This is a genomic window from Bradyrhizobium sp. JR3.5, assembly GCF_054057015.1.
The window spans coordinates 1526454-1538902 of record NZ_JBSRYV010000002.1 but is presented as its reverse complement, the minus strand read 5'-3'; the positions used below and the strand labels follow the sequence as shown (position 1 = coordinate 1538902).

General features: G+C 65.3%; 12 protein-coding genes and 2 pseudogenes. 7 read left to right on the top strand and 7 right to left on the bottom strand.

Features of this window, described 5'->3' with window-relative positions; all coding sequences use genetic code 11:
* Window positions 1–46: 46 nt before the first annotated feature.
* Window positions 47–1790 (bottom strand): annotated as a pseudogene (locus ACVWW1_RS24145) (ABC transporter ATP-binding protein/permease).
* A gap of 309 nt (window positions 1791–2099) precedes the next feature.
* Between ACVWW1_RS24145 and ACVWW1_RS24140 the strand changes: the two are divergent.
* Both ACVWW1_RS24140 and ACVWW1_RS24135 read left to right on the top strand, forming a co-directional pair.
* Window positions 2100–3770, top strand: coding sequence for an L-lactate permease (locus ACVWW1_RS24140; RefSeq protein WP_176529229.1), 1671 nt, complete (start codon window positions 2100–2102; stop codon window positions 3768–3770).
* 179 nt (window positions 3771–3949) lie between these two features.
* The gene (locus ACVWW1_RS24135) at window positions 3950–4333 is read left to right on the top strand and encodes an META domain-containing protein (RefSeq protein WP_456660663.1); all 384 of its coding nucleotides are present in this window, start codon (window positions 3950–3952) and stop codon (window positions 4331–4333) included.
* Between the two features lie 95 nt (window positions 4334–4428).
* Here the strand turns inward: ACVWW1_RS24135 and ACVWW1_RS24130 are convergent, their stop codons facing one another.
* Window positions 4429–5061, bottom strand: a complete 633-nt coding sequence (locus ACVWW1_RS24130; protein WP_456657663.1) for a hypothetical protein — start codon at window positions 5059–5061, stop codon at window positions 4429–4431.
* 219 nt (window positions 5062–5280) lie between these two features.
* On the opposite strand from ACVWW1_RS24130, the gene ACVWW1_RS24125 reads away from it, so the two are divergent.
* The 3 genes from ACVWW1_RS24125 (at window position 5281) to ACVWW1_RS24115 (ending at window position 6880) form a co-directional block, all read left to right on the top strand.
* Window positions 5281–5745, top strand: coding sequence for a GNAT family N-acetyltransferase (locus tag ACVWW1_RS24125; protein WP_456657662.1), 465 nt, complete (start codon window positions 5281–5283; stop codon window positions 5743–5745).
* 76 nt (window positions 5746–5821) lie between these two features.
* The gene (locus tag ACVWW1_RS24120; RefSeq protein ID WP_456660662.1) at window positions 5822–6400 is read left to right on the top strand and encodes a bifunctional transcriptional activator/DNA repair enzyme AdaA; all 579 of its coding nucleotides are present in this window, start codon (window positions 5822–5824) and stop codon (window positions 6398–6400) included.
* A 12-nt stretch (window positions 6401–6412) separates the two neighbouring features.
* Window positions 6413–6880 (top strand): PaaI family thioesterase, encoded by a 468-nt coding sequence (locus ACVWW1_RS24115; protein WP_456657661.1) that lies wholly within the window; start codon window positions 6413–6415, stop codon window positions 6878–6880.
* Window positions 6881–7045: 165 nt separating this feature from the next.
* Here the strand turns inward: ACVWW1_RS24115 and ACVWW1_RS24110 are convergent, their stop codons facing one another.
* Window positions 7046–7393 (bottom strand): ester cyclase, encoded by a 348-nt coding sequence (locus tag ACVWW1_RS24110; RefSeq protein ID WP_456657660.1) that lies wholly within the window; start codon window positions 7391–7393, stop codon window positions 7046–7048.
* Between the two features lie 368 nt (window positions 7394–7761).
* Between ACVWW1_RS24110 and ACVWW1_RS24105 the strand changes: the two genes are divergently transcribed.
* Window positions 7762–7959: a hypothetical protein gene (locus ACVWW1_RS24105; protein WP_456657659.1), complete on the top strand. Its 198-nt coding sequence runs from the start codon at window positions 7762–7764 to the stop codon at window positions 7957–7959.
* An 18-nt stretch (window positions 7960–7977) separates the two neighbouring features.
* Here ACVWW1_RS24105 and ACVWW1_RS24100 read toward each other — a convergent pair whose 3' ends face one another.
* Both ACVWW1_RS24100 and ACVWW1_RS24095 read right to left on the bottom strand, forming a co-directional pair.
* On the bottom strand, window positions 7978–9177 hold the full coding sequence (locus tag ACVWW1_RS24100) for a hypothetical protein (RefSeq protein ID WP_456657658.1): 1200 nt from the start codon (window positions 9175–9177) through the stop codon (window positions 7978–7980).
* A gap of 106 nt (window positions 9178–9283) precedes the next feature.
* Window positions 9284–9760: a MarR family winged helix-turn-helix transcriptional regulator gene (locus ACVWW1_RS24095; RefSeq protein WP_456657657.1), complete on the bottom strand. Its 477-nt coding sequence runs from the start codon at window positions 9758–9760 to the stop codon at window positions 9284–9286.
* 96 nt (window positions 9761–9856) lie between these two features.
* Here ACVWW1_RS24095 and ACVWW1_RS24090 point away from each other — a divergent pair, with 96 nt between their 5' ends.
* Window positions 9857–10225, top strand: a complete 369-nt coding sequence (locus ACVWW1_RS24090; RefSeq protein ID WP_456657656.1) for an antibiotic biosynthesis monooxygenase family protein — start codon at window positions 9857–9859, stop codon at window positions 10223–10225.
* A gap of 188 nt (window positions 10226–10413) precedes the next feature.
* Here the strand turns inward: ACVWW1_RS24090 and ACVWW1_RS24085 are convergent, their stop codons facing one another.
* Together ACVWW1_RS24085 and groL are read right to left on the bottom strand one after the other, a co-directional pair.
* Window positions 10414–10701 carry a hypothetical protein gene (locus ACVWW1_RS24085; protein ID WP_456657655.1) on the bottom strand — a complete coding sequence of 96 codons (288 nt, stop codon included), beginning with the start codon at window positions 10699–10701 and terminating at the stop codon, window positions 10414–10416.
* 95 nt (window positions 10702–10796) lie between these two features.
* Window positions 10797–12441: pseudogene (gene groL, locus ACVWW1_RS24080) on the bottom strand (chaperonin GroEL).
* Between the last annotated feature and the right edge of the window lie 8 nt (window positions 12442–12449).

Genomic DNA, 12449 nt, shown 5'->3' with positions numbered 1-12449 from the left:
GCGTCGCGAGGGGCAGCCGCAGGCCGCGGCCGACCCGGTCACACAGCTACGACGCGGCGGCCTCGACCTTGTCACGCAAGGTGAAGCGGTCGCCGTCGCGAACCAGCGAAATGTTGCGCTGGTGGAAGGCGTCGAGCGTCGAACGGTGGCCGATCGAGACCACCGTGGTGTCGGGCAGCTTCTCCGCCATCAATCGGTACAGCGCGGCCTCCGACGGCTCGTCGAGCGAGGCCGTCGCCTCGTCGAGGAACAGGAATTGCGGCGCATGCAACAGCGCCCGGGCGATGCCGAGCCGCTGCTGCTCGCCGAGCGACAGCATCCGGTTCCAGTGCGCTTCTTCCTCGAGCCGCGCCGCGAGCTGCGGCAGTCCGACGGCGGTGAGGACCTCGCGGACCCGTCCCGCATCGTAGCTTGCAGCCTGGCCCGGATAGACCACCGCGCCATGCAGCGAGCCGATCGGCAGATAGGGACGTTGCGGCAGCATCATCAGGCTGGCATTGGCGGGGATATGGACGGCGCCGCGGCCGAACGGCCAGATGCCGGCGACCGCGCGGAACAGCGTGGACTTGCCGGCGCCGGAGGGACCGGTGACCAGGGTGCGTTCATTGTCGCGAAGGCTGAAGCCGTCAGCCGCGAGCAGCGGCTTGCCGTCCGGCAGGGTGACCAGGAGATCGTCGAGATCGATCGTGTCGCCGGCTGTGGGCTTGACGTGGATGATGTCCTGCCGCTGCGCGAGCGCATCGCCACCGCGGACCGAGTTCTCGAAGCCATCGAGACGCGCGACCACCGATTGCCATTCGGCCAGCGTCCGGTAGGCCGAGATGAAGAAGGACAGTGAATCCTGCACGCTGCTGAAGGCGGACGCGGTCTGCATCATGCCGCCGAGCTGGATCTTGTTGGCGAAATAAGCCGGTGCGATCAACACATAGGGGAAGATCACGGCGGCTTGCGAATAGGTCGCGGTGAACGCGGTCAGCTTCTTGGTTCGTTGCATGATGTCGAGCCAGTTCCCGACCACGAAGCCGAAGCGATCGAGCAATCGCGTGCGCTCGGCCGGTTCACCGTGGAGCAGTGCAATCTGCTCGGCGTTCTCACGGGTCCGTACCAGGTTGAAGCGAAAATCGGCCTCGAACCGCTGCTGCCGGAAGTTGAGGTCGACCAGCGGCCTGCCGATCACATGGGTCAAGACCGTTCCGAGGATCGCGTAGACCAGCGCGCCCAGCACCAGATAGCCGGGAATCGCGAGGTCCTTGCCGAACAGATGCAGCGGCGCCTGATTGGAAAGGCCCCACAGGATGAAGACGAAGGAAGCAAGCGTCACCACGGCGCTCAATAGTCCGATCCCGAGCGTCAGGGTCTGTTCGACGAAGCGCTGGGTGTCGTCGGCGATACGCTGGTCCGGGTTATCAGCGGCGTCGCCGAGCAGTTGCATGCGATAGTGGGTTGGCGTCGTGCAGCCAGCCGCCGAGATAACGCGTGGTCATCCAGCGCCGCCAGCGGATCTGCAGCCATTGATTGAGATAGAGCTGGTAGACTTTCAGGCCGATCCAGAACGCCGCAAGCACGCAGAAATAGCCGATCTGATAGGTGAAGACCGCCTGATCGCGCTCCTGCAGCGCGTTGTAGAAAACATTGTTCCAGCGGTTGAACAGCACGGTCAGAAACACGCTGGCGAGCTCGATGATCACCACCGCGGCCAACAGTCCGCGGCCTGCCCATTTGTCGTCGGAGTTGAAATAGGGCGAGGCGATGCGCCACACCGTCGCGAGCGTCGAGCGAATGTTGTTCACAGATTATCGTCTCCGGGGAAGTGGCCGCAACGGCCTGAAGAATCGGGACAATCGGCGTGGTCCTCGACTAAAGTCGTAGGTCTGGCATGCAAGCGTTGGCTTGTCCCGGCGATCGAGTCAACCCTAGCATGACGACAACGGCGAGGGGCGGGGGACCTTCGATTTTTCGCGAGGATGTGAGCGATCCTTACCGATCGTTCATTCGCGAGCCGGGGCTGCAATTCTTCCGACGGACTCCCGCAATCGCACCAGCGCGCCAGCCTGCACCGAGGCCGGGGCGCTGCACAAGAATGTGGGAAGGACCCCGAGATGAGCACCTGGAATCAAATCTACAATCCGCTCGGCAATGCCGGGCTGTCGACGATCGCGGCCGCCATTCCCGTGGTCACGCTGCTGGTGCTGATCGCCAGCGGCAAGGTGAAGGCGCATATCGCCGCCATCGTCGCCGTGATCGTGACCAACCTGATCACGATCTTCGTGTTCACGATGCCGGCCGGCATGTCGATCCGCGCATCGATCCTCGGCATCGTCACCGGATTCTTTCCGATCGGCTGGATCGTGCTCAACGTCATCTTCCTCTACCAGGTCACGGTGAGATGCGGGAAGTTCGAGCTGCTCAAGCGCGCGGTCGGCGGCGTCACCGAGGATCGCCGCCTGCAGCTGCTCCTGATCGCGTTCTCGTTCGGCGCCTTCTTCGAGGGCGCTTCGGGCTTCGGCACGCCGGTCGCGATCACCGGCGCGGTGCTGATCGGGCTCGGCTTCTCGCCGCTCGCGGCCTCCGGCCTGTCGCTGATCGCCAACACCGCCCCGGTGGCCTACGGCGCGCTCGGCACGCCGATCCAGGGGCTTGCCTCGGTCACGGGGCTCGACCCCTACATCCTGGGCGCCATGGTCGGCCGGCAGCTGCCGCTGTTCTCGCTGATCGTGCCGTTCTGGGTGGTGTGGGCGTTCGCGGGCTGGCGCGGCATGAAGGAAATCTGGCCGGCCATCCTGGTCACCGGCGTGTCGTTCGCGGTCCCGCAATTCGTGATCTCGAATTACATCAACCCCTGGATCGTCGACATCGGCGCCTCGCTGATCTCGATGGGCGCGCTGATCCTGTTCCTGAAGGTTTGGCAGCCGCGTCAGCTCTGGCTGTCGCCCGCGCTGCGCGGCCGCGATGAATCGGCGGCGACGATGGCGGCAGCCAAGCCGCTCGACAAGACGCCGTTGACCCAGGGCGAATTGTGGAGCGCGCTGCTGCCGTGGATCATCGTCTGCATCCTGATGCTGATCTGGGGCAACGGCGCCTTCAAGACCTGGGCGAACGCCAACTTCACCTGGAACTATGCGGTGCCCGAGCTCGACAAGCTGATCTTCAAGGTGCCGCCGGTAGCCGCCAAGCCGACGCCGGAAGGCGCCGTGTTCAGCTTCACCTATCTGTCGTTCACCGGCACCGGCATGCTGATCGCGGCGATCATCTCCGGCCTCCTGATGGGCTTCTCGCCGCTCAAGCTGATCGCCGAGTACGGCCGCACCATCCGTCTCTGCGCGATCTCGCTGATCACGATCTCCGCGATGCTGGCGATCGGCACGCTGACCCGCCTCTCCGGCGTCGACGCCACGCTCGGCCTCGCCTTCGCGGCGACCGGCGTGCTGTACCCGTTCTTCGGCACCTTACTCGGCTGGCTGGGCGTGGCGCTGACCGGATCGGATACCGCATCGAACGTGCTGTTCGGCAATCTGCAGAAGATCACCTCCGAGCAGCTTGGCCTGTCGCCGATACTGATGGCGGCGGCGAACTCCTCGGGCGGCGTGATGGGCAAGATGATCGACGCGCAATCGATCGTGGTCGCCTCCACCGCGACCAACTGGTACGGCCACGAAGGATCGATCCTGCGCTACGTGTTCCTGCACTCGATCGTGCTGGCGTGCCTGGTCGGTCTGTTCGTGACCTTGCAGGCCTATGTCTATCCGTTCACGACGCTGGTGCTGAAATAGCGCGGCGAGGCGTCGCCCAAACGAAGATCCCCGCGGGTGCGAGCCTGCGGGGATTTTGCTTTACAAGTGCTTTTTCTCGCGCCGCCATTCTGGCCAATCGCAGCCTCGTCCCATACAAGGGCGGCGTCGCAATTGCTGGGAATGGCGTGATGTCGATGAGGCGGATTCTGAACGGCGGCATGGCCGCGTTGGTGGTCGTTGCAGCGGCGCTTGGCGCGGGGCCGGTCCAGGCCCAGGAAGAATTCCCGTTCGGCTTCGTGATGACGCTCGATGCCGCGCGCATGCCGGGCTCCAAGCGGATTCCCTCGATCGAGGTCGGCGACGATGGCGAGGTGATCCTCGAGCTGTGGTGCGACGGCGGCAAGGGCCAGTTCTCGGTTGCCGGCAACACCATCGTGTTCGTTCCCGGCGCGATGGAGAACCGCAACTGCACGCCGGACCGGGCGCAGGCCGACAAGGATCTGCTCACCGCGCTCGGAGAGATGACGAGTTGGCGGCGGCAGGGTGATCAGGTCACGTTCATCGGAAGCAAGTCGCTGCGTTTCGTGATCAACAGCAACTAGAGCATGATCCGGAAAAGTGCGAAGCGGTTTTCCGAAAAGATCATGCCCAAGCAAAAAAGTGACGAACTCATCGCGCTACTGCGTCGAACGCGCGCTCAGGGCGTTGCGACCAATCCGCTCGCGGTGGCAACGATCCAGCGATTGCCCCAGCGCACGATGGAATCGACCCGGCCGAGGCCTGGGACGACGTCGCCGCGTGCGGCCATCTTGACACCCTCCGGCCCCTCGAGCACGGCGGTGCCGTCGCGGACTTCGACCACCGACCATCCGGGAATCGTGCTTGGCCGGGTCTCCGCCGCCGCCACGGGCGGCTTCGTCCCGAGCGCCGCGGCCTGCGCGTTCAGGGTGGTGGGCGCGGCGCCGAGAGCGAGCGGGCGCAGGCTGGCAGGGGTGTTCTTCGGAATGCTGCCGGTGACGGCGGGGTCGGCGTTGGACGCGGTCCGGCGCTCGCCCCTCGATTCGCTTCTTGGGCTCGGCCGGGTCTCGGCAACGTGCGGGACCGGCGCTTCCTTCTGGGCCACCGGGACCGGGGCGGGAGCCGCAAAATCGTGCCAATTGGCGCCGCCGGTCCATCCCAGCACGAAGCTTGCGGCCAGTGCGGTCGCTGCCAGCAGCGCGGTGCCGATCCGGTCGGCGAACGGCTCCCGCAGCAGCAGGGCGGCGTCGTGGTTCTCGCCTGAGACGTCCCAGAGGTCCGCCGTCTGCGCCGGCGAATGACCCTCCGTCACATCCGTTGGCCAGATGCTCCCAGGACTGATCGGCTCGCGGTCTTGCATGGCGTGACCCGTGTTCGGTGACGCAAAGGATGATCCTCGAAACTAAATCGAGCCTTAATTTTCGGTGACCGAACTGCGGCAGCACGAAGTCTTTTGGTCGCAGTCCCCGCAAATTGACGGGGCGGTGAGGGCGGCCGACAATCGCGACGACGACCCTGCATTGGGCCAGAGATGCACAAGCCTGAAATCAGCATCGCCCCCGAAGACCCGCGGCAGCCCGACGTGCGGCAGCTGATCGATCTATCGGACGCCCACATGCAGGCGCTATATCCGCCTGATAGCAATCACCTCGCCGCCGTCGAGACGCTTGCCGTCCCGGATACGGTCTTCCTCGTCGCGCGGCGTGATGGCGAGGTGCTCGGGTCGATCGCCTTCCGCCCTATCGCGCCCGGTCATGCCGAGATGAAGCGAATGTTCGTGCGTGCCGACGCGCGCGGGCACGGGCTCGGCCGCCGCCTGCTCGACGCGCTGGAGGACGCCGCGCGCGACCGGCGGATCGCGCGCATCAGCCTGGAGACCGGAATCCGGCAGCCGGAGGCGATCGGGCTCTATCGCGCCGCCGGCTACCAGGAGTGCCCGCCGTTCGGGGACTACGCGCCCGATCCACTCAGCCTGTTCCTGACCAAGCGCCTCTAACTCCAAGCGGTCGTTTCCGGACGCCGTCACCGCAAAGCGGGTCGTCGTGGCGCTTAGGCGCCGCTATAGCGGTGGCATGCTCGATTTCGCCGCCCAGTATGCAGCCTTTCAGCGCCGCGACCCGGCCTGGGACGGCATCGTGTTCGTCGCGGTCAGGACGACGGGCGTGTATTGCCGTCCGGTGTGCCGGGCGCGCACGCCGCTCGCCCGCAATGTGCGGTTCTACGGCAGCGCCGCGTCGGCCGAGCGCGCCGGCTTCCGGCCCTGTCTGCGCTGCCGTCCCGAGGCGGCGCCGTTCTGCCCGGCATGGAAAGGCACCAGGACGACGGTCGAGCGCGCGCTGGCGCTGATCGAAGCGGGCGCCCTCGACCGCGGAAATGTCGCTGCGCTGGCCGATCGGCTCGGCATCGGCACGCGGCATATGTCGCGTCTGTTCGCCGAGCATCTCGATGCCTCGCCGCTGCAGGTCGCGCTCTCGCTGCGCGTGCAGCGCGCCAAGCGACTGATCGACGGCAGCGATCTCCCGATCTGTCGGGTGGCGCAGCGCGCCGGCTTCTCCAGCGCAAGGCGCATGAACGCCGCATTCGCAAAGCTCTACGGCCGCTCGCCCGTCTCGCTGCGACGGAAGCGGCTGCCAAACATCACGATGCAATAATGGAGATCAGCAATGGCCAAGAGCTACGGCACCGTCAGTGCCGAACAGAAACTCAGGATGAGCGGCCTCGAATTCGTCCAGGGGCTCGCCAGCGGCGCGTTGCCGCTCAACACCATCGCGCGGACGCTCGGCTATGACGTCACTGAAGCCGAGCACGGCCGCGTCGTCGTCGCGCTGCTGCCGACGGATGCGCATCTCAATCCGGCAGGCACCGTGCATGGCGGGCTCACCGCGACACTGCTCGACAGCTGCATGGGCCTTGCCGTGCAGTCGACGCTCGATGCCGGAACGAGCCAGACCACGCTCGAATTCAAGATCTCGCTGGTGCGGCCGATCACGCCGGACACCGGCCCGATCCGGGCCGAGGGCCAGGTGCTCAATTGCGGCCGCCGCATCGGCACCGCGGAAGGCAGGGTCACCGACGAGAAGGGGCGGCTGCTCGCGCATGGCACGACGACGTGCCTGATCTTTCCGGCTTGATGAAGAGCCGCTGCGGAGAGCCTGCGCCGGCACCGCATCAGGAGATGCGATGCCGGCGCAGGCAACATTGGAATGCGTCCAGCGAGCCTGCGGATTAGAGCCGCTACCCGAGCGCAGGGAGGTGCGTTCGGGTAGCCGCGATGCGATCGTCGATGAAACGCCGGTTCACCCGGCGTAGCCACTCTGTTCAGGCAAGCGAATGAGGCCGAGCTGCAGCATGGCGGTCAGCGCATCTTCCTGTCCGAGCTCCTCGGCGATCCGTCCGTCCCGCACGCGCAGCACGGTCGTGCCGGCGAACGTCATCTTGCGGCCGGAGGCCGCAGGCAGCGAGCCGAGCCGGAAGTCGCTGAAGGCGGGCCCGGTGTGCGTGCCGCCACCTTCCCAGCGGCCGACGACGAGATCACCTTCCGCGACGAGATCGCCGACGCCCCAGAAATTGAGATCCGGAAACGCTTCGCGAAACTCGGTGATGAATTGCGTGACCGCGGCGCGGCCCTTCTTCGGTTCGTGCATCGGGTAGTGCACGACAATGTCTGGTGTCGCGAGCTCGTCGATGATGCGCCGGATTCCATGGGTTTCCCCAGAACTCCTTGAACCACCGGCCTACGATGGTCTTGTTTTCCTCTGACATCGGATCGTCTCCATTTGCGCGTTGCCGGTATCGCGACCGGCGTTGTCTCGATGGGCGCAATAGGCATTCGAAGACGTGTGTCGAGCCACCCGATTCCGGATCGGGCGCGCGAGCGCGTTGGAGGCGAGATTCCGCTTTGTCGACATGGCGCTTAACGCCGTTTCTCGAACGCTGTCGCGCAATCGGAAAGCGGGTGGTTCGCGCAACGCGCGGGCGAGAACGTCTTCGCCGTCACACAGGAGAAAACATCATGCGCAACTTCGATGCGATCGCTGCGCCGCGCGGCGACGGACTTCGTCCCGAGCTATGGGCGCTGCTCGATCGCGCTGCGGTCGAGCCTGGTTCCGAATTGTTCGTCAGAAGCGACGGGATGCTTCAGTCCGGTCCGGACGCCGCTCCGAAGGCGGTGCGCAACAACGTCGTGCCGCTGAAGACGAGGGCGGCGTGAATCAGGCGAGCGCCGGCCTTACCGCCACACCGACTTGTCGGCGTCCCAGCGCTGGCCTTTGAGCTCCTTGACCAGCGCGTCGATCGCGCCGTTGTCGTCCTTGGCCTCGCTGCCTTCCTCGTCGCTGCTGGAATCGTCGGACAGATTGAGCTTGGCGCCGGCGCTGTCGTCCGACGTCGAGACGGTGGGGCTCGAGACCCACAGCATCAGTTTGTCCGAGCTGCCGGGCTTGTCGGGCGAGACGACGGCGGTGACCTCGTAATTCTGGGTGAGGCCGAGCGCAGGGTAGATCGCGCTCGGCCGCTTCAGCACCAGCTTGAGCTTGCCGGTATTCGCGTTCCAAGTCGCCGAGGCTGGCTTTGCGGAAAGCGTCTTCGCCAGCACGCCCGCGATCGCGGATGCGAGCTTGTCCTTGTTGATCTTGTCGCCATCACGCCAGTCGGCGGCGGCGAAGCGGATGGTGCGGTCCATCTCGACCACGCCGCTGGTCCAGCCGGCCGCCGTCACGCCGGGCGCTGATTTCGCCTTGGCGAGCAGCGCGCTGGCGTGCTCGGGATCGACGGTGAGGTTGATGGTCTGCTCGCCGGAGCGCATCGCATCGCAGGTCACCGCGAGGCTGGAGGTGCCGATCTCGGCGGCCTCGCCCTTCAGGCTCTTGAGGAAATCGGCTGCCGCATCGAGCTTCACCCGCACCCCGATCGCTTCCGGCGAGACGTCGGTGAAGTCCTTCGGCTGCGGCGTGATGCCGTCCTCGGTGGCCTGGTTGTCCTGGAATTCCTTCTCGCTGAGATCGGAATTGTCCGTCGAGGCGACCTCCGTCACGGTCTGGCCGATCGTGATCTGGCCGCGGAACTCAAAGCTGTCGCCGGTCTGCTTGCGGTTCAGCTTGACCGTGATCGGCTGCTTGTCGGCGACGCTCTGGGTGGTGCCGGACAGCGTCTGGCCGTTGACGGTCAGGTTGGCGACGAAGCGGTCCTTGCGGTCCGAACTCTTGTCGGCGGGATAGCAGACGTCGAGCACGGCCGCGGTCACGGTCTTGCCCTGGCGGGTTTCCTTCAGCACGACGTCGGCATTGCCGTCCATCAGGCCGTCGATCGAAGTGAAATAGCGCGTCTCGGGGCCGTTCGACGGTGCCGGCTTCGTTTGCAGCTTCATCTGGGCGAGGGCAGGTGCCGAGACGACGGCAAGACCGAGCAGCAGGAGCGGGAGCGCGCGCATACGATAAGTCCTCGAAGGGCAGAATCGGTTCCGCCGTAACTAGCAAACCTCCGTGTCATTGGCCAAAAAAGAAGGCCGCCTAACGGCGGCGCTTCCAGAATCGCTGTCATGCGCGGTCGTCCGGTTCCTGGCCGCTCTCCAACCTGCCGCGCAGCGTACTCACGACGCGGCTGGTGGATTCGAGGTCCTTGATCGACAATCCGTCGGCGAGGCCGTTCACCCAGGGCAGCTGCAGGCGCATGGCCGCCTCGAAGGCGTGCCGTCCCTTCTCGGTCAGCACAACGAGCTGGGCGCGGCGATGATGCGGATTGGTCTCGAATGTGACGAGCCCGTCCCGTTGCAGGTCGTTGACGATCCGCTGCACGTTTTGTCTGGCAGCGCCGAGGTCGCGCGCCAGCCACGCGACCGGTTGCGGGCGCTCGGCGGTGACGATGGCGCCGAGGATCTGCCAGCGCGCGCTGGTCAGGCCAAGCCCGGCCACCAGCCGGTCGCCGGCGGTGAACAGCAGGCTGTTGAGCCTGAACAGGTCGAGAATCAGGCTGCTCAGGGCTTCGCCGGCCGGCGTTCGCTTGGTCTGTGGCATTTGTCACCATAAGTTGATGTTGACATCATGATGTCAAAACGATATGTATCCATCGTAGCGGAATGACATCATAGCACCAAATCGACGGAGCCAACCATGCCGCAGATGCGTCCCCTCGACCCCGCATTCCCGATCGACCGTCAGCTCGCGGTCGATGCCAGCAATATCGTGCTCGTCAACGTCTTCACGCTCGACCAGGCCGACGAGGAGATCTTTCTGAAAGCCTGGCAGGCCGACGCCGCCATCATGAAGCGGCAGCCCGGCTTCATCTCGACCCAGCTGCACCGCGCGCTCGGCGACAGCCCGGCCTATCTGAACTACGCGGTGTGGGAGTCGACCGCGGCTTTCCGGTCCGCCTTCGCCAATCCCGAGTTCAGGGCCAAGCTCGCCGCCTACCCGGCCTCGGCCGTGGCGTCGCCGCATCTGTTCCAGAAGGTGGCGGTGGCTGACATCTGCGTGGCTTAAATTCGTACCCGCCTATCCCGGCCTATCCACGTCATTGCGAGCGAAGCGAAGCAATCCATCGGGCCGCAAGCGGAAAAATGGATTGCTTCGTCGCTATCGCTCCTCGCAATGACAGTGGTGCCAAGCATCACAGCCCGTCCGCGAAGGAAAAAAGGGAGGTTTGGATGTCGCCCTCAAAAATCGCTCAGCTATGCACAAGCATGCCAACCCCGAGCGTGGGCGGCAGCAGCCAGAAACGATATGTCCAGAAATCGCAGCGGCGCGTTTGGACGATGACCGGTAGAACCGGAGATCACGTAGTAGAGGCCATAACCAGCGCCGAGGACGGCGAACGTTATCGTTTGCCTGATCCAGAACGTCAGGACGACCGCAAGATCATCGATGCTGTCCAGGGCATAGGCGCCCAACGCGAGCACGGCGCCGATCGCGTAGAACAGCACCAGCGTTGACGTCAGCGATTTGGCGTCGCGCGACATGAGATGATCCTTAGGTCTTGATCGTAATCAAACTGCCAAAAAAGAAGGCCGCCCGGAGGCGGCCTTCGATCTCGACGCGGATGTGCAGACGGGGCTTAGAAGCCGCCCATGCCACCCATTCCACCCATGCCGCCGCCCGGCATCGCCGGTGCCGCGTCCTTCGGCAGCTCGGCGACCATGGCTTCGGTGGTCACCAAGAGGCCGGCCACGGAGGAGGCGTCCTGCAGCGCGGTGCGCACCACCTTGGCGGGGTCGATGATGCCCTTGTCGACCATGTCGACATACTCCTCGGTCTGGGCGTCGAAGCCGAAGGTCTCCGACTTGTTCTCGAGGATCTTGCCGACCACGATCGAGCCCTCGACACCGGCGTTCTCCGAGATCTGGCGGACCGGAGCTTCGAGCGCCTTGAGCACGATGTTGATGCCGGCCTGGACGTCGGCATTCGGGTTGGTGAGACGGCCGACCGCCTTCTTGGCGCGCAGCAGCGCGACGCCGCCACCGGGCACGATGCCTTCCTGCACTGCGGCGCGGGTCGCATTCAGCGCGTCCTCGACACGGTCCTTCTTCTCCTTGACCTCGACCTCGGTCGCACCGCCGACCTTGATCACCGCAACGCCGCCGGCGAGCTTGGCAAGGCGCTCCTGCAGCTTCTCACGGTCGTAGTCCGAGGTGGTCTCCTCGATCTGCGCCTTGATCTGGCCGACGCGGGCGTCGATGTCCTTCTTCTTGCCGGCGCCCTTGAACGATCGTGGTGTTCTCCTTGTCGATCACGATCTTGCCGGCGCGGCCGAGCATGTTGATCGTGACGTTCTCGAGCTTCATGCCGAGGTCGTCGGAGATCAGCTGACCGCCGGTCAGGATCGCGATGTCCTCCAGCATCGCCTTGCGGCGATCGCCGAAGCCCGGCGCCTTGACGGCGGCGACCTTGAGGCCGCCGCGCAGGCGGTTGACCACCAGCGTCGCCAGCGCCTCGCCCTCGACGTCCTCGGCGAGGATCAGGAGCGGACGGCCCGACTGCACCACGGCTTCCAGCACCGGCAGCATGGACTGCAGGCCGGTCAGCTTCTTCTCGTGCAGCAGGATGTAGGCATCCTCGAGCTCGGCGGTCATCTTCTCGGCGTTGGTGATGAAGTAGGGCGACAGATAGCCGCGGTCGAACTTCATGCCCTCGACGATGTCGACCTCGGTATCGAGCGACTTGTTTTCCTCGACGGTGATGACGCCCTCGTTGCCGACCTTCTGCATCGCCTGCGCGATCATCTTGCCGATCGCGGCATCGCCATTGGCCGAGATGGTGCCGACCTGGGCGACTTCCGAGGAGGAAGCGACCGGCTTGGCGCGCTTCTCGATGTCCTTGATGACGGCGGCGACCGCGGTGTCGATTCCGCGCTTCAGGTCCATCGGGTTCATGCCGGCGGCGACCGCCTTGGCGCCCTCGCGGACGATGGCCTGCGCCAGCACGGTCGCGGTGGTGGTGCCGTCACCGGCGGTGTCGTTGGTCTTGGAGGCGACCTCGCGCAGCATCTGCGCGCCCATGTTCTCGAACTTGTCCTCGAGCTCGATCTCCTTGGCGACGGTGACGCCGTCCTTGGTGATGCGGGGAGCGCCAAAGCTCTTCTCGATGACGACGTTGCGGCCCTTCGGGCCGAGCGTCACCTTCACGGCATTGGCGAGCACGTCGACACCGCGCAGCATGCGGTCGCGGGCGTCTCCGGCGAATTTTACGTCCTTGGCAGCCATTGATTTGA